Annotated in this window: 20 protein-coding genes; 12 read left to right on the top strand and 8 right to left on the bottom strand. The window is 37.2% G+C overall.

Going from position 1 to position 23,297, the window contains the following annotated elements; all coding sequences use genetic code 11:
* Nucleotides 1-62 precede the first annotated feature (62 nt).
* The 3 genes from ACEPXG_RS02065 to ACEPXG_RS02055 form a co-directional block, all read right to left on the bottom strand.
* Entirely contained in the window at nt 63-1,457 is a 1,395-nt protein-coding gene (locus tag ACEPXG_RS02065; protein ID WP_391206950.1) for a SpoVR family protein, read from the bottom strand.
* Nucleotides 1,458-1,475: 18 nt separating this feature from the next.
* The gene (yhbH, locus tag ACEPXG_RS02060) at nt 1,476-2,630 is read right to left on the bottom strand and encodes a sporulation protein YhbH (protein WP_391206947.1); all 1,155 of its coding nucleotides are present in this window, start codon (nt 2,628-2,630) and stop codon (nt 1,476-1,478) included.
* A gap of 109 nt (nt 2,631-2,739) precedes the next feature.
* The gene (locus ACEPXG_RS02055; protein WP_391206944.1) at nt 2,740-4,635 is read right to left on the bottom strand and encodes a PrkA family serine protein kinase; all 1,896 of its coding nucleotides are present in this window, start codon (nt 4,633-4,635) and stop codon (nt 2,740-2,742) included.
* A gap of 203 nt (nt 4,636-4,838) precedes the next feature.
* On the opposite strand from ACEPXG_RS02055, the gene ACEPXG_RS02050 reads away from it, so the two are divergent.
* Nucleotides 4,839-5,006 carry a hypothetical protein gene (locus ACEPXG_RS02050; protein ID WP_391206942.1) on the top strand — a complete coding sequence of 56 codons (168 nt, stop codon included), beginning with the start codon at nt 4,839-4,841 and terminating at the stop codon, nt 5,004-5,006.
* Between the two features lie 55 nt (nt 5,007-5,061).
* Here the strand turns inward: ACEPXG_RS02050 and ACEPXG_RS02045 are convergent, their stop codons facing one another.
* Entirely contained in the window at nt 5,062-5,949 is an 888-nt protein-coding gene (locus ACEPXG_RS02045) for a DUF4349 domain-containing protein (protein ID WP_391206939.1), read from the bottom strand.
* Nucleotides 5,950-6,155: 206 nt separating this feature from the next.
* Between ACEPXG_RS02045 and hutU the strand changes: the two genes are divergently transcribed.
* From hutU to ACEPXG_RS02010, 7 genes are all read left to right on the top strand, one after another.
* Nucleotides 6,156-7,823: a urocanate hydratase gene (gene hutU / locus ACEPXG_RS02040; RefSeq protein ID WP_391206937.1), complete on the top strand. Its 1,668-nt coding sequence runs from the start codon at nt 6,156-6,158 to the stop codon at nt 7,821-7,823.
* A gap of 6 nt (nt 7,824-7,829) precedes the next feature.
* Nucleotides 7,830-9,089, top strand: a complete 1,260-nt coding sequence (hutI, locus tag ACEPXG_RS02035) for an imidazolonepropionase (protein ID WP_391206935.1) — start codon at nt 7,830-7,832, stop codon at nt 9,087-9,089.
* 75 nt (nt 9,090-9,164) lie between these two features.
* On the top strand, nt 9,165-10,673 hold the full coding sequence (gene hutH, locus ACEPXG_RS02030) for a histidine ammonia-lyase (RefSeq protein WP_391206932.1): 1,509 nt from the start codon (nt 9,165-9,167) through the stop codon (nt 10,671-10,673).
* A gap of 417 nt (nt 10,674-11,090) precedes the next feature.
* Nucleotides 11,091-11,426 carry a L,D-transpeptidase gene (locus ACEPXG_RS02025; RefSeq protein ID WP_391206929.1) on the top strand — a complete coding sequence of 112 codons (336 nt, stop codon included), beginning with the start codon at nt 11,091-11,093 and terminating at the stop codon, nt 11,424-11,426.
* Nucleotides 11,427-11,973: 547 nt separating this feature from the next.
* Nucleotides 11,974-12,114, top strand: coding sequence for a sporulation histidine kinase inhibitor Sda (locus ACEPXG_RS02020; RefSeq protein ID WP_391206926.1), 141 nt, complete (start codon nt 11,974-11,976; stop codon nt 12,112-12,114).
* 146 nt (nt 12,115-12,260) lie between these two features.
* Nucleotides 12,261-12,710 (top strand): hypothetical protein, encoded by a 450-nt coding sequence (locus ACEPXG_RS02015; protein WP_391206923.1) that lies wholly within the window; start codon nt 12,261-12,263, stop codon nt 12,708-12,710.
* Entirely contained in the window at nt 12,698-12,988 is a 291-nt protein-coding gene (locus ACEPXG_RS02010) for a DUF2653 family protein (protein WP_391206920.1), read from the top strand. The genes ACEPXG_RS02015 and ACEPXG_RS02010 overlap by 13 nt, the downstream gene beginning before the upstream one ends.
* Before the next feature lie 537 nt (nt 12,989-13,525).
* Here the strand turns inward: ACEPXG_RS02010 and ACEPXG_RS02005 are convergent.
* The 4 genes from ACEPXG_RS02005 to cax all read right to left on the bottom strand — a co-directional run bounded on the left by ACEPXG_RS02005 (nt 13,526) and on the right by cax (nt 18,430).
* The gene (locus ACEPXG_RS02005; RefSeq protein WP_151698631.1) at nt 13,526-13,729 is read right to left on the bottom strand and encodes an alpha/beta-type small acid-soluble spore protein; all 204 of its coding nucleotides are present in this window, start codon (nt 13,727-13,729) and stop codon (nt 13,526-13,528) included.
* 161 nt (nt 13,730-13,890) lie between these two features.
* The gene (locus tag ACEPXG_RS02000; protein WP_391206917.1) at nt 13,891-14,685 is read right to left on the bottom strand and encodes a VLRF1 family aeRF1-type release factor; all 795 of its coding nucleotides are present in this window, start codon (nt 14,683-14,685) and stop codon (nt 13,891-13,893) included.
* Nucleotides 14,686-14,865: 180 nt separating this feature from the next.
* Nucleotides 14,866-16,908 (bottom strand): Na+/H+ antiporter, encoded by a 2,043-nt coding sequence (locus ACEPXG_RS01995; protein WP_391206914.1) that lies wholly within the window; start codon nt 16,906-16,908, stop codon nt 14,866-14,868.
* A gap of 469 nt (nt 16,909-17,377) precedes the next feature.
* Nucleotides 17,378-18,430 carry a calcium/proton exchanger gene (cax, locus tag ACEPXG_RS01990; RefSeq protein ID WP_391206911.1) on the bottom strand — a complete coding sequence of 351 codons (1,053 nt, stop codon included), beginning with the start codon at nt 18,428-18,430 and terminating at the stop codon, nt 17,378-17,380.
* Between the two features lie 139 nt (nt 18,431-18,569).
* Between cax and ACEPXG_RS01985 the strand changes: the two genes are divergently transcribed.
* The 4 genes from ACEPXG_RS01985 to ACEPXG_RS01970 all read left to right on the top strand — a co-directional run bounded on the left by ACEPXG_RS01985 (nt 18,570) and on the right by ACEPXG_RS01970 (nt 23,211).
* The gene (locus ACEPXG_RS01985; protein WP_151698627.1) at nt 18,570-18,872 is read left to right on the top strand and encodes a YunC family protein; all 303 of its coding nucleotides are present in this window, start codon (nt 18,570-18,572) and stop codon (nt 18,870-18,872) included.
* Nucleotides 18,873-19,143: 271 nt separating this feature from the next.
* On the top strand, nt 19,144-19,629 hold the full coding sequence (locus ACEPXG_RS01980) for a MarR family winged helix-turn-helix transcriptional regulator (protein ID WP_391206907.1): 486 nt from the start codon (nt 19,144-19,146) through the stop codon (nt 19,627-19,629).
* Nucleotides 19,622-21,346: an ABC transporter ATP-binding protein gene (locus ACEPXG_RS01975; RefSeq protein ID WP_391206905.1), complete on the top strand. Its 1,725-nt coding sequence runs from the start codon at nt 19,622-19,624 to the stop codon at nt 21,344-21,346. Before ACEPXG_RS01980 ends, ACEPXG_RS01975 begins: the two co-directional genes overlap by 8 nt.
* A complete protein-coding gene (locus ACEPXG_RS01970) occupies nt 21,343-23,211 on the top strand; it encodes an ABC transporter ATP-binding protein (protein WP_391206903.1) in 1,869 nt (622 codons plus the stop codon). Before ACEPXG_RS01975 ends, ACEPXG_RS01970 begins: the two co-directional genes overlap by 4 nt.
* Nucleotides 23,212-23,297: the final 86 nt, after the last annotated feature.

Below are 23,297 nucleotides of genomic sequence, written 5' to 3'. Positions count from 1 at the left end.
TCAATCGGAATCTTGTTTGTTAAATACCCTATATTTTATGGAAATTCTTTTTATAGTTTGGCTTACATCGTACTTTTAGTAATCTTTTTCCCATCAAATGAATAGAGAGTTGATTTGTCTTCAACAGTAGTCTCCATATGCACAGGACGTCCCCATAGCTGATAAATATAGGGAAGTACATTTTCTAAATAGCGTGTATCCAGTTCCGTTCCCTCATATCCATGTTTTAAATACAGTTCTCCGTTTCGCGAATAGTCTCCATCTTCCACTACAATATACGGAAAACTTCCATTGACTCGCATGGAAACTAGTTGGTCTCGTACATGCTCATAATCTTTATCGGTTATTTGGTAGTTTCCAGCCTTTTTCTCAAACAAATAAAGATCTTCATGTTTTACCAAGTCTTTTGTTAAATAGTTTCGAATAAAGGATATATCCGATTCAATTTCTCTTACTTCAAACATTTTTTCCCGACCCGAGTTAGGCTTTACCCCTAATCCTTTCATTTCTTCCGTAGGCTGATCATATCTTTTTTCAATGTCTTCAAATATTTTCAATCCCAAATAATAAGGATTAATACTTGTCTGCGATGGCTGAACCACATTTGCATTTAGTTTTGCAAATTCGATCGTTTCATCCGAGGTTAAATTCATCTCTCTTAGAATTCGTTGATGCCAATAAGATGCCCAACCTTCATTCATAATCTTTGTTTCTAATTGCGGCCAAAAATAAAGCATTTCTTCCCGCATCATCGTTAAAATATCACGTTGCCAATCTTCTAATTCACGACTATACTCTTGGATAAATAACAGTAAATCTTTTTCAGGATTTGGAGGAAACTTTTTTCTTTTAGGAACAGTCAACTTTTTTTCGTTCGCTGATTGATCCATGCTCCATAGATCATCGTATGGTGTTTTACGTAATGTTTCTACCTCTTCTTGTTCAGAATCATAGTCTAGTTTAGGTCTTATAATGGAGGGATCTATATGCTCCTGAATAGCAAGGACTGCATCTAGAAAAACTTCAACCTCTTCTTTACCATGAATCATTTCATAATCCGCAATTCTTTCTGCAGTTGCCGTCATACTTTCCACCATATCTCGTCTTGTATTAGAAAAACGTACATTATTCTTAAAAAAGTCACAGTGAGCAAGGACATGAGCAATAATGAGTTTATTTTGAATGAGACTATTCGTATCAAGCAAAAATGCGTAACAAGGATTCGAATTAATAACTAGCTCGTATATTTGACTTAATCCAAAGTCATATTGTACCTTCATTTTGTGAAATTGCTTTCCAAAACTCCAATGCGTAAATCGTGTCGGCATGCCATACGCACCAAATGTATAAATAATGTCAGCAGGGCAAATTTCATATCGCATAGGATAATAATCAAGTCCGAATCCAGATGCAATTTCCGTAATTTCGGCAATTGCATGATGAAGCTTCGTATCCATTAAATGATTCCCCTCCATCTAATTTGGGACTTTAAAAAGACTTTTTAGAGCTTCATATACATCGCGATTTTCTTTCAACACATAATGACGAAACTTTGGATTTTCGAGTTTTTTATAGGTGTTCATTAACGTAGAATATCTACTATGCGCATTTACTTCCCCGTATCCAAACATGCTCGAAACATCCATTAGTTCATTTACAAGCTTGATACATTTATCATTATCACTTGTCATATTTTCACCGTCCGAAAAGTGAACAGGATAAATATTGAAGCGTGCAGGATTGTACTTTTCAGTAATAAGCTCTAACGCTTTTTGATAAGCTGATGAACAAATAGTTCCTCCGCTTTCACCTTTTGAAAAAAAAGCCTCTTCGGATACAACTTTTGCTTCTGTATGATGGGCAATAAATTCAATTTCAACTGTCTCGTATTTGGATCGTAAAAATCTGGTCATCCAGAAAAAGAAACTTCTTGCACAATACTTTTCAAAAGCTCCCATCGAACCACTAGTATCCATCATCGCGAGAACAACTGCTTTGGACTCAGGTTTCGTCACTTCATCCCAAGTTTTGAAACGCAAGTCATCGTTATGAAGTGGTGAAATTTCCGCCTTTCCTTTCATCGCATTACGTTTAATAGCTGTAATAATCGTTCGCTTCTTATCAATATTACCCATAAGTCCTTTTTTCCTAATATCATTAAATTCCACTTTGTCAGTTGTTATTTCAGCTTGTTCCTTTTGCTGTAAATTTGGTAGTTCCATTTCTTTGAATAGAATATTTTCTAATTCAGCAATGGTCACTTCTGCTTCATAATAATCCTTCCCTGCTTGATCTCCTGCCTGTTTCCCTTGCCCTGTTCCACTTTCCCCACCGCTTGGATCGCGTGCAATAACATCTCCTACTTGACTATCGCCATCCCCTTGACCTACATGTTTTGTCTTATCGTAGTTATACCGAATTTTATATTCATCCAATGAACGAATAGGTATTTTAATTACTTCTCGTCCGTTCGACATGATGATGCTTTCTTCACTGATTAAGTCTGGCAAATTGTCTTTTATTGCTTCTTTTACTTTATCCATATGACGTTGCTGATCTTGATATCCTTTTCTGTGCAAAGACCAATTTTCCTGTGAGATGACATGATGATTTTCTTGTTTTTCATTCATTTTCATCGACACCTGCCTATTTTTTATCATATGCCGAGATGACAAAGTTATTGCCAATGTATATAAAAAAACAAGACTAATATATTGCAATCAGTCTTGTTTTTCTTCCTTATCGATTAAGCAAACTTCCAACATAACGCAGCAGTTCATTTGCGGAAGTGGAATTATATCCATGTTCATCTATTAATCGAGCAACTACCTCATTCACCTTTTTAAGATGTGCTTCATCCGGCGTTTTGGAAGAAGTCGTAATTTTGACAACATCTTTTAAATCTGCAAAAAGTTTCTTTTGTATCGCTTCACGTAATCGCTCATGCGAATTATATTCAAATCTCTTCCCTTTTCTAGCGTAGGCGGAAAGACGAATAAGGATTTCCTCCCGAAATGCTTTCTTAGCATTTTCAGATATACCTATTTGTTCTTCAATAGAGCGCATCAGTTTTTCATCTGGATTCATTTCTTCCCCAGTAAGTGGGTCTCGCATTTTGTTTTTATTGCAATATGCCTCTACATTATCCAAGTAGTTATTCATTAATGATATCGCTGACTCTTCATAGGAATAGACAAATGCTTTTTGAACTTCTTTCTTCGCTATTTCATCGTATTCTTTTCGAGCAATGGCAATATAATTCATATATTTTTCGCGGTCTTCTGTCGAAATAGATGCGTGCTGATCAAGCCCTTCCTTCAGTGCGCGTAAAACGTCCAATGCATTAATAGACGGCACTTCCTTACGAATGATAGCGGAAGAAATTCGATTGATGACATAACGAGGATCAATTCCATTCATTCCTTCGTTTTGCGATTCCTTTTTCAATTCTTCCACGTCAATTTCGTTAAACCCTTCTACGCTTTCCCCGTCATATAGGCGCATTTTCTTCACAATATCAATACCTTGTTTTTTCGGAACTTCTAGCCTTGTCAAAATGGAGAAGATAGCAGCTGCTCTTAGTGCATGCGGTGCAATATGAACATGCGTCATATCACTTTCTTTAATCATTTTTTCATATATACGTTCTTCTTGACTCACTTTTAGGTTGTAAGGAATTGGCATAACAATAATTCGTGAGTGTAATGCTTCGTTCTTTTTATTGGAAATAAAGGATCGGTACTCTGTTTCGTTCGTATGCGCTACGATCAATTCATCCGCACTGATTAAAGCAAATCTACCTGCTTTAAAATTCCCCTCTTGTGTCAGGGATAATAAATGCCAAAGAAATTTCTCATCTAATTTAAGCATCTCCTGAAATTCCATGATCCCACGATTTGCTTTATTTAATTCACCATCAAAACGATATGCACGCGGATCCGATTCCGAACCAAATTCAGCAATCGTGGAAAAATCGATGCTACCTGTTAAGTCAGCAATATCTTGTGACTTAGGATCAGACGGTGTGAAAGTCCCAATTCCAACTCGTTTATCCTCAGAGAAAAAAATTCGTTCGATTATTACATGTTCTATTCGACCATCGTATTCCTTTTCAAGCCGCATCGAATTGAGTGGTGATAAACTACCTTCAATTCGAATTCCATATTCTTCTGTAAAATCTCCACGCAAATGTTGTGGGATTAAGTGCAAAGGATCTTCGTGCATTGGGCAACCTTTGATAGCATAAACTGCTCCTTCATCTGTTCGCGAATATTGCTCAAGACCTCGTTTTAACAACGTCACAATGGAGGATTTCCCTCCACTTACCGGTCCCATTAGTAATAGAATTCGCTTCCGAACGTCTAGTCTTTTGGCAGCAGGATGAAAATATTCTTGCACAAGTCGTTCGATCGCCGTTTCCAGTCCAAATATTTCTTTTCCGAAGAAGTGGTACATCTTCAGCCCATCTCTTTCCGTTAATCCTGAACTATTAATCATATTATAAACACGCGAATGTGCCGTTTGGGCAACTTCTGGTCTATCCTTCACAATGGCTAAATACTCCTCGAACGTGCCTTCCCATTTCAGTTTATTCTCTTCTTCGCGGTAGCTCTTGACCCTGTTCAAAATATCCATCTTTTCCCTCCATTCAGGGGCGTTGTTTATACATAGTATGAAAGGAGAGAATTTATGATACCTATTACTGTGAGGAATCTTGTATATTCTAAGTTTTTTTATTTAAATATTAAAAAAATATGTTTATACCTAGATATTTTGGGGGTAAGTACATCTTAAGCAAGTTGTAATATAACAATTCACTAAAATTGGAGGAATTTAAAATGACTTTGAAAACACTAGCAGAAGAAAAATGGTGGAAAATTGGAGCAGCAACAGTTCTTTCGGTAGGTTTATTGGCTGGATGTGGTGACGGTAAAGACGATACCATCGTGGACGATAATATGAACTCAGATGTAGACCAACATCTGGACGACGATAATAAAGACTGAGAATAAGTTGTAAAAAAACGGGATTCTGAACCCTTTCAGAATCCCGTTTTTTTATTTATTTATTTATAAGCCGTCTTCTTCTTTTAATAAACCAATACACTGTAAACGCTATAACAACTAACAAAAGTATCACTGGTAAATTTCCAACAAGAAACACAATAAGTCTAGAGCCCGCAGCTAAAAGTCCATTAGTACTCGTCACAAATTGTTTCTTTGTTTTGTCCCATGTATTTAAATCTTTATTCTCTATTTCTGGTATGATTACCCTATTCTCATACATAGTCACTTCTACCGTGGAAAAAGAAGTTTGGTTTTCAAGAAATTTCACCCTACCAACTAGAACCTCTATCTCTTCTTGAAGCGATGCTAAATCAGAAGAAATTTTTAATAGATCTTCGGTTTTTTCTGCTTTTTTCATGAATTCAAGCAAACGTTCTTCGACTACTCGTTTTGAATTGATACGAGAAGTTAAATCTACATACTGCTCTGTTACGTCCTGTCCGGTTACATTCCTTTCTAAAACTTTGGATGCTACCTCTTCTGCATCGGATAAAAATGTTTCAAAATGCTTTTCTGGAATCCGTACAATCATATTGCCACTACTCGTCTGATCATCTAACCGTTGCACATTCGACTCCACAATATAACCGCCATATTTCTTTACTTTTTGTTCAATATTGTTTTGTGCATTCGCAAGGTTTTTCACATTCGTACTAATAATCGCTTTGTGAATAATCATACGTTCAATAGTCACTTCAGATGGAGCTTCTTCAATTTTCCCTTCGGCTACATTTGCCATACTTTTCAATTCTTCCACCGAGTAGCTTGCAGAGTCGTTTGCTTCCTCTTTTTTGTATTCCTTTGCCATATCTTTATTATCACTACAAGCTGTAACTAAACCTAAAAAACTGAAAAGAAGTAAATAGAAAATTAGTTTTTTCATTTCCAATTGCCCCCTGTCTTTGAATAAATAGACGACTAATTGATAGAAGAGTTACAAAAGTAATTGAAAATTCATTTTTTATCACTCTACTACGCTAACGATGTACTAAATTAGCATATGAGAAATTTTTACTTTTTTCACAAAAACACTTAATTTATCGGATTATTTCGATAGAATAGAGATAAGAAATTAAAGGAGGGATTTACATGGGGAAAGCAAGTGAGAAAGTTATACGATATCGAGGAACAGAATTGAATACGAAGGGTTGGCTTCAAGAAGCTGCACTTAGAATGTTAATGAACAACTTGGACGCTGAAGTTGCAGAGCATCCAGATGAATTAGTTGTGTACGGAGGAATCGGGAAAGCAGCAAGAAATTGGGATGCCTTTGATGCGATTGTTCGCTCGTTGAAAGAACTAGAAAACGATGAGACATTACTAGTACAATCTGGAAAGCCGGTTGCTGTATTTAAATCGCATGCTGATGCTCCTCGCGTACTGATTGCGAACTCTAACTTAGTGCCTGCCTACGCTACATGGGAACATTTTCATGAGCTCGATAAAAAAGGATTAATGATGTACGGGCAAATGACTGCAGGTAGCTGGATATATATTGGTTCTCAAGGAATTGTACAAGGTACATATGAGACGTTCGCTGAATTAGCAAAGCAGCATTTCAACGGAACTTTGAAGCACACCATTACACTTACAGCAGGTCTTGGAGGTATGGGAGCTGCTCAACCTCTTGCAGTAACAATGAATGGCGGTGTATGTATTGGTATCGATGTCGATGAAACACGTATTGATCGCCGAATTGAAACACGTTATACAGATGTTAAAACGCATTCGTTAGATGAAGCGATTCGAATAGCAGAGGAAGCAAAAATAGAAGGTAAGGCTTTATCCATTGGTCTTGTTGGTAATGCTTCTGATATTCTTCCCGAAATGATTGCTCGTGGTTTTATCCCAGATGTATTAACAGATCAAACATCCGCACACGATCCATTAAACGGCTATATCCCTTCCCATATGTCTTTAGAAGAAGCAGCTGTTCTACGAAACAGCGATTCAGTAGAATATGTCAAACAATCAAAAGCTTCGATGGCACAGCATGTTCGTGCAATGGTTGACATGATGGATAAAGGAGCCGTGACATTTGACTACGGAAATAATATTCGTCAAGTAGCCAAAGATGAAGGATTTGAACGTGCATTCGACTTCCCTGGTTTCGTTCCAGCTTATATACGTCCTCAGTTCTGTGAAGGAAAAGGACCTTTCCGTTGGGTAGCATTATCGGGTGATCCAGAAGATATTTACAAAACAGATGAAGTCATTTTACGAGAGTTCAGCTATAACACACATTTATGCAACTGGATTAAAATGGCACGTGAAAAAATTCAATTTCAAGGTCTTCCTTCTCGCATTTGTTGGTTAGGTTATGGCGAACGTGCACGTTTCGGAAAAATCATTAACGATATGGTTGCTTCTGGTGAATTAAGTGCCCCAATTGTAATTGGTCGTGATCATCTCGATTCCGGATCTGTTGCTTCCCCAAATCGTGAAACAGAAGCAATGAAAGACGGCTCTGATGCAGTTGCAGATTGGCCGATTTTGAATGCCATGATTAATGCTGTTGGCGGTGCAACATGGGTTTCTGTTCACCATGGTGGTGGCGTTGGAATGGGCTATTCCCTTCATGCAGGAATGGTAATAGTAGCAGATGGGACGAAAGAAGCGGAAGCAAGATTGGAACGCGTACTTACATCTGACCCTGGAATGGGAGTTGTACGCCATTTCGATGCTGGTTATGAACTTGCAGAAAAAACAGCACGTGACAAAGGCATCCACATTCCAATGATGAAACAGGAGGATTGAGGAACGATGGGAAAACCCGTTTGGATTAAACATGCAGCACAGCTTGTCACACTAGCATATGAATCTCCTGGTCCTCGAGTAAAGGAAGCCATGAGTGAATTAGCTATTATTGAAGATGGCAGTGTGTGGCTTGAAGATGGTGTTATTCAAGCGATAGGAACAACTGCAGAACTTGCAATACATTACGCAGATCGAGCAACAGAAGCAGATGTTATTGATGCTACTGGACATCTCGTAACACCTGGACTGGTTGACCCACATACACATTTAGCATTCGGTGGAAGCCGTGAGCGAGAGTTTGAAATGCGTCTAGAAGGCGCGACATATATGGATATCATGAATGCCGGTGGTGGAATTCATGCGACGACACGAATGACACGCGAGGCTACTGAAGATGAACTAGTTCAGCAAAGTGTAGGAAGATTAGATTCCTTTTTAGCGCATGGTGTTACTACCGTGGAAGGAAAAAGCGGATACGGTTTAGATTTGGAAACAGAATTGAAACAACTTCGGGTGATGAAACGTTTGCAAGCAGAACATCCGATAGATATCGTTCCTACTTTTATGGGCTCTCACGCTGTTCCAACAGAATATAAAGGTCGTGAGGATGAATACGTTGATTTGATTATTAACGAAATGCTTCCTATCGTTGCTCATGAAAAACTTGCGCAGTTTAATGATGTTTTTTGCGAAGTCGGTGTTTTCACTCCTGAACAATCCGAACGCATTTTAGAAGCAGGAAAATTGTATGGACTTACTCCGAAAATACATGCAGATGAAATAGAACCTTATCAAGGTGCAGAGCTTGCTGCAAAAGTGGGTGCCATTTCTGCAGAACATTTATTAAAAGCAACAGATGAAGGTATTCAAGCTATGGCTGAGCAAGGTGTTATTGCATGTTTATTGCCAGCGACAGCTTTGTATTTAAGGGAAACAGCAGCTAGAGGACGCGCGATGATAGATGCAGGTGTTCCTGTTGCAATTTCTACGGATTGCAATCCTGGTTCCTCTCCAACCACATCTATGCCACTTGTGATGAACTTAGCTTGTATTTCGATGAGATTAACTCCTGCCGAAAGCCTATGTGCAGCCACTTATAATGCGGCATGTGCGATTCAAATGGAGGACAAAGTTGGTTCCTTAGAAGTTGGTAAGCAAGCGGATATTGTTCTTTGGAATGTGAGAAATTATCAGGAACTTCAATATTTATTTGGCGTCAACCATGTGAAATGCGTTTGGAAAAAAGGGTCAAAAGTGATTGGATAATAGGGAACACTCAAAAATTTCATAATAATAGCTGACAAGAATTCAATTAATTTAAAAGAAAGAACGTGAATAGAAATGATTTGTTTAAAAGGACATGGGCTAACCCTGGAAGATATGCGTTCCATTTTATACCAAAATGAAGCAGTTATGCTAGAAGGCAACGCAATAGAAGCAGTTGAAAAAAGCCGCAAAGTAGTGGAAAACATTGTGAAAGAACGTCGCACAGTTTACGGCATCAATACCGGATTTGGAAAGTTTAGCGATGTGAGCATTGAGGAAGAGGATGTTCATGCACTGCAACTCCACCTTATTCGTTCCCATGCATGTGGAATCGGTCAACCTTTTGAAGAAACCGTGTCACGCGCAATGGTAGTTCTGCGCTTGAATGCATTGTTAAAAGGATTTTCTGGTATTCGTCTTGAAGTACTTGAAAGACTTGCGTACATGGTTAATAACCGTATTCACCCAGTGATTCCACAACAAGGATCATTAGGCGCATCCGGCGACTTAGCTCCTCTCTCCCATTTAGCTTTGGTTCTTATTGGAGAAGGTCTTGTATGGGATGGTGAAAAACATATTTCTTCTCAAGAAGTGTGGGAAAGTCATAACTTGAAGCCAATTGTTCTAGAAGCAAAAGAGGGTCTCGCTCTTATTAATGGTACACAAGCTATGACAGCTCAGGGTGTCGTGAACTGGTTAGAATCCGAAACACTAGCCTACCAAAGCGAGTGGATTGCTTCTATGACTATGGAAGCTTTACATGGGATAACGGACGCATTTCATCCTGCTATTCATGAAGCTCGAGGATATCCAGAGCAAGTAGCAGTCGCAAAACGTATTCTAGGTTGGGTTGAAGGAAGTAAACTTGTTACGAAACAAGGGGAAAAACGTGTGCAGGATGCTTATTCATTACGTTGTATTCCGCAAATTCACGGGGCTAGCTGGCAAGTACTAGGTTATGTAAAAGAAAAGCTAGAAATCGAAATGAACGCCGCAACCGATAACCCACTTATTGTGGAAGATGGTGAACTCATAATATCAGGTGGCAACTTCCATGGTCAACCAATTGCCTTTGCCATGGATTTCTTGAAAATCGGCATTGCTGAACTAGCAAACGTTTCCGAGCGAAGAATCGAACGTTTAGTAAATCCACAATTAAACGTCGGTTTACCGCCTTTTTTAAGTCCGCAACCTGGGTTACAATCAGGTGCAATGATTTTACAATATGCAGCAGCTAGCTTAGTATCTGAAAATAAAACACTTGCACATCCGGCATCTGTTGACTCGATACCTTCTTCTGCCAATCAGGAAGACCACGTCAGTATGGGAACAATTGGTGCAAGACACGCCCATCAAATACTGCAAAATGCACGTCGTGTACTTGCCATCGAAGCGCTTTGTGCCATGCAAGGTGTAGAATATCGCGGAATTGACCTTATGGCACCAGCACTATCAGAGAAGTGGCATGAAATGCGAGCATTTATTCCATCAATAACAGAAGATCGTATCTTTAGTATAGACATTGAGAAATTAAATACGTATTTAAAAGAAAAAACTGCTCATAAAAAAGAGATTCTCGTATAATACTGAGTTGTCCAACTCGTCCCAATCGACGAGCGGACAACTCTTTTTCATTCCCCCCTTCAACTATTCCTAAAACATTTCTAATGTTATGTTACAGAGATGTTACTGGTGCCTGGCACCAGTAACATCTCTGTAATAAAACCAATATAAAAAACCGCCATTACGGCGGTTTTTTTATTTACCACATTTACAAGATCCATAACCGCTTTTTTTACATTGTTTACACTTTTTATTTGCCAATAGCAACACCCCTTAAGTCATTTGTTAAAGAATATGAATAGTCCTGATTGTCCTATGCTAAAAAAAAGCCATTTTTTTATGTTATCGCCAAGATTTTTTGCTTCATTTATAAACCACAGTCAAGTACCTCATTTTTTTCATATAAATATGTCATGACTATTATGAGGAGATGTTAACGTGACCCTTTGGATAGATATCTCGGTAAATACCTTTCAACTTAAACTGTATGATGCTAGTGTACTTTTAAAAACGTATCCAATAGCAATTGGGAAAGTATTAACTCCAACTCCGACAGGAAATTATATCATCATTAACAAGGAATTAAATCCTGATGGACCATTTGGTGTTTTATGGATGGGTCTTTCCAAACCACATTACGGGATTCATGGAACCAACAATCCAGCATCTATAGGCAAGAACGTTTCACATGGTTGTATTCGAATGTATAACCATGATGTTCTTGAGCTTTCTTCCTTCGTGCCCACTAGTACAAATGTATATATCCACAAATAAGAAGATTAATAGTTTCGACAAATTCCGCATAGTTTCTACTTGTGGATAAAGTTATGCACAATGAAAAAGCCGATTTAAATAGATTTTCACTCTTTATAATGAAGTTAATAACAGTTTATCCACTACTTTTGTGGATAAACATAAGAAATTCAAAATAGTTAGTGAAATAATTTTTACAATAAAGCCAAAAAATTCAGTCAACCTAGGCAAAACTTGAAACGAAAATCTTCTTTCGACAAGGGAAAATTCTTTTTATTCATAAAAAAACTTCTTTTTTAGTAAATCTCTTTAAAAAATGTTTCGACATTTTTTTCACTTTTCTTATCCTGTGGATAACTTTATGCACATTACCCCAAGTGCCCTATATACATTTATTAAACATATAAACAAGTTAGCCACATGTTATCCACTACACCCTGTGGATAACAGAACAGTTGTTCCAAACGAAACTATTTGATAGATTAGAGTTAGTTAATAATTCTATTAATTAATTTTTATAGCTTCAAATAATAATGTTACATTCAGGAAAGTAGGAGGTGAATTACAGATGAGTAAAATGTCAGATGAATTGTTAATTGAATCTTATGTGACAGCGATCGAATTAAACCTTTCTCCGGACTTTATAACCTTACTAGAAGATGAAATTCACCGGCGTTCTCTTTCTATTGAACAATGTATTTTACACTAAATATATTTAGACTTATTTTAGCCATAAATAGTTGAAATACGAGAAAAGACGAATATAAAGCGAAACTATTTTTACATTGTATCGTATATACTCTATGTAAGAGAATAATCTCTTATTCATTAAATTTTATACGGAGGGTATATAAAGTGAAAAAATTAGTAGCAGTTTTACTTACAGCAACACTTGTATTTTCATCAGTTGGAAGCTTTGTTTTCAACGATCATTCAACGACTGCCGAGGCTAAGTCTTATAAGTCAGGGAAAAGAAGCTTTAACACCAATAAAAATAACACGATCAATAATTCTAATATCCAAAAGAAACAACAAGATTCTAAAACATCTACAAATAATTCTAATACTAAAGCAAGTAGTAAAGGAAGCTTCACTTCAGGTGGTCTAATGAGAGGCCTATTCGTAGGGGGAATTGCCGGTTTATTATTTGGCAGCATGTTTGGAAGTATGGGAGCTTTAGGATCACTTCTAGGTTTCGCAATCAATGCAGCAGCGATTATTTTTATAATCGTAATCATCCGAAAAATATTTGGCATCTTTGATAATAAGAAGAAAAAAGAGGAAGTTAACTCATGGAGAAGCTAATTATTCCTGAGCAAAATATAATTAATGCCGTTTGCATTTATATCTCGCGTCAAATGCAATCCGAACCTGAAGACGTAGAAGTAGAACTACTTTATGATGATGAAAATGGGTTTACAGCTGAAGTTTATGTTAATGAACAGAAAGAAGTTCTGAACACGTTTAATTTAATTAAAGCGCTTCGTGTAAGCATGGAGGAATTTTTAAATATAGACCCGATTTCTACTGGAATTGAGCTTTTGTTAGACGACGAAGAAGGCATTGTTGCAGCAGTTTATTAATAAATAATACGAAGCCGAGGAGCGAATCCTCGGTTTTCTTTATAAAAGCTATGACATGTGGTAATTAACCAAAAGTATCCCGTTAATACTAGTTAATTTGGTGATAAAACACTACACACTCTCTATTTAGCGGCTTTTGGATTGCTTTGGAATGAACGATCACTACACCATTACCGAAATTTCTGGATACGGAGGGATGCGACTTTGTCACAACTCTCCGCGTTTTTTTCGGTAATCGCGTGGTAGTCGTTCGTCTGTAGTTCTCCATCATTTCAACAAGTCGGACCGAAAACATACAAGTGCTAATGGAAAATTTTACGTTTTTCTTACAAATTTATTATATAAGAAAGTGATTAGTCAACAGACTTGAAAAGCTCTGATGATACATATATTTAAGCTATCCCCAATAAGTGATATATCAATAGAAAGAACCACAACATCCATCATGAACACCGGATTTCCAATGCTCAATTTTTCATATACTTTCTTATTTTTCAAGAAAAAAACCGGTGGCAAGTTTGCCACCGGTCGGATATGTTATTTTTGGGTATTTTGATATCCACTCATTTGTGATTGGGCTTGAGCTACTAAACGCTTTGTAATTTCTCCGCCAACGGAACCGTTAGCACGCGCTGTAGCGTCTCCTCCAAGTTGTACACCGAATTCTTGGGCAATTTCATATTTCATTTGGTCAAGTGCTTGTCTAACTCCTGGTACTACTAGTTGATTGTTATTCGGCATGTCTCTCACCTCCTTGTGAAATTAGAATGTGCCATTTTGAATCATTTATACAAAAAAGCAATAAGGTGAAATTTGACAACGAGATAAATGATTGAATACTAAAAAGTATTGTTTAAAATAAGTACTGAGCAGTAACCCCACTCAGCACCTATCACAATCATTTATTTTTCAAGAACTTGATTAACTACTTCACTCGGTTTACTTCTATTCAAATTTTTATAAATGCAACTCGAAGGAAGATCCCTCAAGCTATCGGCAAATGCGTTTGCCATTTCAGCCTCGCCTGCCACATGCAATTCTCTCCAGCCACGCTTTTTCTTTAATTGTTCTATAGTCGTACTCATCCCTTTAAAGAAACTACTTGTATTTACCTTATACCTCGGATCCAAAACTTCACTTTTACTATCGGCTACTGTGCGTCTTCCCTTTGCATCTGCTTTTTTCTTTTCTCCCCAAACTTCGGATATTGGATCGTATTTGAAAGTTAAATCATCTCGCACAAATCCCATTGCCGTATCCAATATACGAACTTCCCCAAAGCTTGGCATGATAATACCTGCTTCTGGATATGCTTTATACATATACTCTAATTGTTCAGTTACCGGATGGTTTTCCCAATAGAAGTTTGTCTTTACCGGAACTTGCACATAATGAACGGACCACAAATCATCATTGGCAGTTGCAAAAATGACAACACCTTTACGTAGCTCCGTTTGATTTTTCTCTTCCAGTTCGGTCGTTATTTTTTTCTTCACAATCTGGAATGCTTCCATTTCTTTTTCATCAGAAGCCTCTAAATACTCACCTAAGCGTTTTAAACCGCTTTTCAAATGGATTTTCCAACCTCCGTTTAATTGCTCGGGATCACCTGGATTCGTGTTTAAATAAACACTCAACACACATCGGTCGCTAGACGTATACTCTTTTAATGCTTTAAGTTCATTGTTAATCGTCATCCGATAACCTCCTTTTTTTCGTACATATTTAGTATTCCCCCGAATGTATGGGATAGACTTTTTTAAAATAAAAAAAATCAACCAATTCAAATATGGCTGACTTTTCTTCATTAATTTTCTTTCAAACTTCATTTTTTTCCAAAACTTATCTAATTAATATCCTCTAAAAAATAATGCTTTTTAATATTTCTGCAAACTATTCTCTTCCATCCAATAAGCTTCTCTAATATTTATTTGTTTGCGAAGCTTTCTAGTAACTTCCGTTGTAATTTCACCATTTTCGAAAAGATTTTGAATTTCATCTCGTTCCGCTTGAAAAGCTTTATCTTGTATATCCCTTTTCATTTGTGCATGTTGCTTAGACTCTGATCCTGATCCTTTTTTAGCTAACTTAAATTTCATTATCATTTCATTGTACTCCCCTATAATTAACAAATAAATCTCTTCATTTTCAGCTGACATCTGTGTTTTCAAATAGTCAATCGCGGCTTTTGCCATGTCTACTTTTAGTAGAATTATTTTTTTGTTTTTTGCAAGGCGTTTTGTCAGACGTTCTTTATTTTTGAATACAAAAATTTGAAATAGATTATACAAACTTCTTTTTATTATTGTCCAAATGAACAAACCTCTATACTGCATGCGGTTTGTCACTGCCACTCTCATTCGATCAATATGTTCATTCATCAAATAAATAGTTTCCCGATCAACTTTTCCCTCTTCTTTAAACTTCTCCATATAGTTAGCTTCCGCTTCAAGAGCCTTCATTCGAATTTTGCTTTCCATTGCCTTTAAACGACCTGAGTCTGCATTATTTTCATGCGTGAGGCGATTTCGGATTTGATTGTATGAGGAGATGATCGACACGGCTGCTCCACGGTTGTCATCATTCATTAGTTCTCGAATAGACCTAATAGCAGCATCAACCGTAAGGAGTTTTGCTATCTTTTCCTTTTCTTCTCTCAAATTTTCGGTATTCCCTTTTTCTGAACTAGCAAGTAGGGGCAAGCATACACTAGCAACTATTAATGTGACCAATATAACTCCAGCTGCGATAAAAATAATTAGCGCTCGATCAGGAAACGCATTCCCGTCAGCTAAGAAATATGGAATTGTAAAAGCACCAGCCAAAGTAACTGCTCCTCTAACACCAGAAATAGTTAGAATAGAAATGAACCTTATTGTAGGTTTTGGAAGTTGTTGTTTAGTTAACCATCCACCCCACCACGATACAAATATCCATAGGAATCGAAGGGATAAAAGGGCAGCCGTAATGATCAAAATTAACTTAATTACTTCAAAATTATTAAACAGAGGACTTTCAAAGATTTCATTCATAACACTCGGTATTTGTAGTCCTAGTAGTACAAACACTAAACCATTCAAAATATAGATAAGTATTGTCCATGTACTTTTAGAGACAACTTGTAACTGCATGGAAGGAGATTGTTCACGATCTCGGTAAATCGCATGAACGATTCCGGCAGCAACTACGGATAATATTCCAGAAAGATGAAAATGTTCGATAACGTAAAAGATAACAAAGGGGGTAAGAAGTTGAATGAGCATATGAAGTGTTACATCTTCCATGCCAAGACGGCGAATGAAGATCTTCAGTTGAATAAAAAGATAAGCTAAAAATGCTCCTCCTACAAATCCTCCAATTGCTATAACCAAAAAGCTCCAACTAGCCCCAGCCAATGAAAAAACACCGGTCACTGTAGCTGCCACAGCAAATTTAAACGCGACTAAACCTGAGGCATCATTCATAAGTCCTTCGCCTTCTAGTATATGCATAATTGTTTTCGGCATTTTTACTCGACTAGAAATCGCCCCAACTGCGACAATATCCGTAGGGGATAAGATTGCAGCTAATGCAAAAGCTGCTGATAAGGGAACTGACGGTATAAGCCAATGAATTAAGTATCCTACAACAAATACGGTTAAAAATACCAACCCAAGTGCAAGTAATAATATCGGTTTTCGTAATTTCCATAATTCATGCCTTGAAACATTTTTTCCATCATAAAATAATAACGGAGCTATAAATAAAATGAAAAATAACTCCGGCTCTATTGGCACATGAATTCCTAACGGAAGTCCAGCAAGCAAAACGGCCAGTGCAATTTGAATAATCGGCACCGGTATGTATGGCATAAAATGATTTATGAAATTAGAGAGCCCGATGATAGCTAGTAAAAGTAGTATAGTTAAAAAAAACTCCATCTTGTATCTCCTCTCTTTTCTATCTCTCTAAGTCTAAAGGGATTATATTTTAATTACAAATAGTGGGCTTTGAAGTTAATATATTTTTTCTATTTATTAATCATCGACTAGTCCTCACCATCTGAAATACTTTATCGTATATTAAGAAGTTTTTCTTTTGAACCCGATGTATTGCCGTTTAAATGTAGCTTGTCTTCACTATTTCCTAAGTGCTTTAGACTATACAACAGTTGCGCTAATACCTTGGAGTTTAAAAGGAGTGGGAAGCGGCTGCGTCTCTTCCGACTCCTTTATTTTCGGTAATAGATTCATTCATTCAATTGGATTGGATATTTTTTTCAAAACCTATCTTTTCATAGGTGATTTGGGACTCTGACAACTATTTCTCTACATACTAGCTTATCATTCGCAATCTATACAACTAAAAAAAGCTCAGTATCCACGGAGTAGATACTAAACTTTTCATGCATTAAAGAAGATAAAAACCAATTCCCATAATCAAGTATGCCGCAAACAGTGTCAACCCTTCAAACCAGTTCGATTCCCCATCGTTAGATAGATTAATCACAAGAAGAGCAGCGGTTATCATTGCAACCAATTCTGGCAATGTAAAAACGAGCGCCATTGATGTTGGCATGAAGAGCGAAATGAGAACAAGTACAGGTGCTACAAACATTGCAACTTGCAATGTTGAACCAACTGCAATTTCAACAGATACATCCATTTTGTTTTTTACAGCCATCGTAATAGCAGAAACATGTTCTGCCGCGTTTCCAACTATCGCTACGATAATAACCCCTATAAATAATTCCGTCCAACCAAACTTTGTACCAAGCATTTCGAATGTATGGACCAATTGTTCTGACACAAAAGCAACTACTACAGTTGCCAAAAGTAAAATCAATATGGATTTCTTTTTCGTCCATTCCGGCACTTCTGTTGTTTCTTCCGGTTGATCGGTTGAAGCAAATATACCTCGATGTGTAACTAATTTAAATAAGAGCCCCGCAAGATAAAGAGCAATTAAAACGACCGCAATGCCAACACTCAAACTCAATGTGTTCTGGGAATTCATGCTAATCGAGAATACTTCCGGTATAACAAACGCCACGATTACAGCAAAAATAAGCAGACCAGAATTATATCTAGCAGCATGTACACTAAACTTTTGTCGTTTAAACTTAATTCCACCTGCAAAAAAAGAAAGTCCCAGCACAAGCAGTAAATTCCCTAAAACAGAACCTGTAAGTGATGCAAGTACAATTCCAACCATACCTGCCTTTAATGTGAATATAGAAATAATAAGTTCTACTGCGTTTCCAAATGTTGCATTTAATAATCCACCTACCCTTGGCCCACTCACAATTGCCAAACTTTCCGTTGCACGTCCTATATATCCAGAAAGCCCGATAATACTAGCGCAGCTAAGGAAGAACATAAGCATGTCCGACCAATTAATTAATGCTCCAACAATAACTAATGGAACACCAACGAAAACTAAAATGGCAAAAAACTTATTCACCAAAATCACCTCTTTATAAAAGTATACCTCTTCGTTATCTTCCCCTTTTCTATATTAAAAAACCATATTAAATCACCTAAACACTTTTTTCCTTCTATATACATAAATTGTAGTGAACAGAAAAGGAGTGAAATTGTAAATGATTAATATGCAACCAATTTATATTGAAGGCATTACATTTTTAGCCATTTCGGTTGAATTACCAAAAACAAACTTGCTTACAGTATCGAATGATAAAGGTTATATTATGTGCGGTGCACTCGACGTAGCACTTTTAAATGAAAAATTAAAAGATCGTAAAGTTATTGCAGGTAGAGCAGTAGGCGTTAAAACCATTCAGCAGCTTTTAGATGCACCACTAGAGTCAGTCACTTATGAAGCAGAAGAACTAGGAATTACAAAAGGAATGATAGGAAGAGAAGCACTTTTAAGAATGATTTAAGGAAAGTGCAAATGGTCTTTAAATGCATGGACTAAACATCAGTTACACAATTACCTAGGAAAATCTGTGTAGTTGGAAGTGACTGCGTCACTTCCAACTACACTTTTTTTCTGTTATTTTGTGGCGGATGTTTGTCCGTTTACCTTTTAAAATGTTTAGAGAAATGATCCTATCTTTTCACTTGACTCTTTTTTAAAGGAAGAGTAAATTAAGTTTACTACTTTCAAACTGTTCCGATCGGAACTATCCAAATAAGAATGAGGTGACAAAATTGAACTTGAATAGTAAATATCATCCGAAATCTTCGGAATTTTTACATTCATTTCGTCGAGTTAATAAGGGATTAATGCAGTTTTTACATAAAATTGCGTTAGAACATGATTTAACCGTTCCACAATATTCTCTCCTTATGACAATTGCCCCACACAAGGAAATTACACAAAAAAAATTGGGAGAGATTTTACAAATTCCAAAAAGTACATTAAGTCAAGGAGTTGATGTTCTTGTTCAAGCTGGATGGATTGAGCGAGAGCCCGTTCCAGATAACCGAAGAGAGATACAACTAATACTTAGTGAAAAAGGGATCATGTTATTTGAAACAATTAATCAAAAAAAAGGAACGATACATCAAGTAATTGATTCCGCTTTAGAAACGCTTCCGGAAAAACAATGTGAGGAATTCCAAGCTACCCTTCTTCATATTGCTGATTACTTAGAAAATGAATCTAGTACAGAGGAGAGCTCAAAGAATGATTAAACTACTAAAAAATCTGTCCTTCTATAAGTGGATTGTTATAGCTGTTTTTGGATTAGTTTTTATTCAATCCATGTCAGATCTCTATTTACCGACTTTAATGGCAGATATTATTGATAAAGGAGTCGTTGTCGGAGATACACCTTATATTTGGAAGATAGGTGGATTGATGCTTTTAGTTGCCGCATTTGGTGCGATTGCATCCATCGTTGCGAGTTTTTATTCATCAAAAGCTGCAATGGGTCTAGGTAAAGACATTCGTCGCAAAGTATTTAAACATGTAGAGCAATTTTCTCTGCAAGATTTTGATGAGTTCGGCACGGCATCCCTTATTACGAGAACGACGAATGACATTACACAAGTTCAACAAGTAGTTATTATGATGCTTCGTATGGTCATCAGTGCACCAATCATGTTTGTTGGCGGACTAATTATGGCTGTATCCAAAGATGCCAAGCTATCTCTCGTTCTTGTACTTACGATGCCTGTATTAATAGGTGCTGTGTTATTAATTCTTTATAAAGGTGTACCACTTTTCAAAACCGTTCAAAAGCGCCTAGATCGTTTAAATCTTGTATTACGAGAAAACTTAACAGGTATTCGAGTAATTCGTGCATTCAATCATGAAAAACAAGAAAAATTACGACTTCAAAAAGCAAACAAGGAACTAACGGATGTTTCTATTAAAGTGAACAAAGTGATGGCATTTTTAATGCCTGTCATGATGCTTGTGATGAATTTAACTGTAGTTGCAGTTATTTGGTTTGGCGGGATTCGCATTGATAGTGGAGCAATGCAAATTGGCGATTTAATGGCGTTTATACAATATGTCATGCAAATTATGTTCGCACTTGTTATGGCATCTATGATGTTCATTATGGTCCCTCGTGCCGCAGTCTCTGCAAACCGTATTAATGAAGTATTAAACAAAGTACCAACATCGTTAAACGAAGGGTCTAAGAAAGCAGATAAAGAACGAGGAACGCTTGAATTTGACCATGTATCATTTAGCTATCCAGGAGCGGAAGAACCTGCATTGGCTAATATAAACTTCCAAGCAAAGTCGGGAGAAATTACGGCAATCATTGGAGGTACTGGCGCTGGTAAGTCTACACTCGTCAACTTGATTCCACGCTTTTACGATGTGACAAGCGGGACAATTCGTGTAAATGGTGTCGATGTTCGTGAATCTTCCCAAGATGAAATTCGATCGAAAATTGGGTTTGTTCCACAAAAAGCTCTACTATTTTCTGGAACTATTAAAGAAAATATTCGTTTCGGAAAGCAAGATGCTACACAGGAAGAAATCGAACATGCTGCTCGAATTGCTCAGGCGGAAGATTTTATTAGTAAAATGGACGAAGGATTTGATTCCGTCATAGCACAAGGTGGTTCGAATGTATCTGGAGGACAAAAACAACGCTTATCCATTGCAAGAGCTCTTGTCCGAAAACCGGATATCTACATTTTTGATGATAGCTTTTCTGCACTCGATTTTAAAACAGATGCCAAATTAAGAGCAGCACTGAAAGACGAAACAAAAAATTCAACAGTTGTGATCGTTGCACAGCGAGTAAGTTCCGTTGTGGATGCCGATCAAATCATCGTACTAGATAAAGGTGAAATTGCAGGAATAGGAACTCATAAAGAACTTCTTGAAAATAATCGTGTATACCGAGAAATCGTTGAATCGCAGCTCTCAGAGGAGGAGATCGCATGAGCAAGCAAACAGAATCGCGCCCTCAAGGCGGACGTCCAATGGGACCTGGTGGACCTGGCGGCGGAAACATGATGATGGGCGGGCAAAAGGCGAAGAATTTTAAAGGTACATTTAAACGTCTTCTTACTTATTTAAAACCTCGCCGCAATCAATTAATAGCAGTATTCGTCGCAGCTATTTTAAGTACTGTTTTTTCCATCGTAGGACCAAAGATAATGGGTAACGCGATTACCGAATTATTTACAGGTGCATATGCAAAAATGACCGGAGTACCTGGTGCTGCAATCGATTTTACTGCAATTGGTAGACTCCTTCTTCTTTTAATAGCTTTATATGTGATCAGTAGTTTATTTAGCTATATTCAGCAATATATTATGTCGAGTGTTGCACAAAAAACCGTCTATGATTTACGCGAAGAAGTAAATAACAAACTAGAAAAACTGCCACTCAAATATTATGACGGCCGCCCCAACGGCGAAACATTAAGTCGCGTCACGAACGATATAGACACCATCGGAAGTACACTTCAACAAAGTTTGACGCAGTTTATTACTTCCGTAGTTACAATTGTCGGTATTATTGTGATGATGTTAACGATTAGCCCACTATTAACATTAATCTCTATCGTTAGTTTGCCACTTTCAATTTTTGTGATTCAACCAATATTAAAAAGATCCCAAAAGCATTTTGCAGATCAACAACGTACACTTGGTCAGTTAAATGGACATATCGAGGAAATGTATACAGGACATCAAGTGGTTAAAGTGTTCGGTCATGAGAAAAAAGCGGTTGCTGAGTTTGATGAAGTGAATGAGAAATTGTATGATGCTGGACGTAGAGCGCAGTTTATCTCCGGTATTATAATGCCGATGATGTCCTTCATTGGAAACTTGAGCTATGTCGTAATAAGTGTCGTCGGAGGAATATTAGTTACACAAGGTGCCATTTTAATCGGTGATATTCAAGCATTCATTACGTATACTCGTCAGTTTACACAACCAGTTATGCAAACGGCCAACATCGCCAACATTATACAATCAACAGTAGCAGCAGCAGAACGTGTCTTTGAATTACTTGATGAGACAGAAGAAGAAAAAGAAGTAACGACTGAACACTTATCAAGTGCAGAAGGTGCCGTGACATTTGAACAAGTTGATTTTGGTTATGGAGAAGAACTATTAATCGAAAATATGAATATTAAAGTATTACCAGGTCAAACGGTGGCAATTGTAGGCCCAACTGGTGCTGGGAAAACAACTTTGATTAATTTATTGATGAGATTTTATGAGCTAAGTGATGGGAAAATAACGATAGATGGGCACGACACACGAAAAATGTCGCGTACGGATCTACGAACAACATTTGGGATGGTTCTTCAAGATACATGGCTTTTTAATGGAACAATTAAAGACAATATCGCATTCGGGAAAGATGGAGCAACTGATGAAGAAATTTTCGATGCAGCAAAAACAGCACGCGCCGATCACTTTATCCGCACTTTACCAGAAGGATACGATACCATTTTAAATGAAGAAGCATCCAATATTTCACAAGGACAAAAGCAACTTATCACGATTGCTAGAGCTATTCTTGCAAATCCACCGATTATGATTTTAGATGAAGCGACTTCTAGTGTAGACACGCGTACGGAATTGCTCATCCAACAAGCGATGAACCGTTTAATGGAAGGACGAACAAGTTTCGTCATCGCCCATCGTCTATCTACAATTAGAGATGCTGATTTAATATTAGTCATGAATCAAGGAAAAGTAATTGAACAAGGAACACATATTGAACTCCTTGAAGAAAATGGATTCTACGCTGATCTATATAACAGCCAGTTTTCAACAAAAACAGCGATTTAATTTTTAAAAAAGAGAGCCAACAACCTGGCTCTCTTTTTTGATGGGTATAATCTCTCCTTTCTATTTATATACTAAGAAGAAATAGA

Origin of the sequence: Psychrobacillus sp. L4, from assembly GCF_042944905.1 — a bacterium.
Classification (GTDB): Bacteria; Bacillota; Bacilli; order Bacillales_A; family Planococcaceae; genus Psychrobacillus.
Note: the sequence above shows the minus strand (reverse complement) of the source record. Positions and strands in the feature narration are given on the sequence as shown.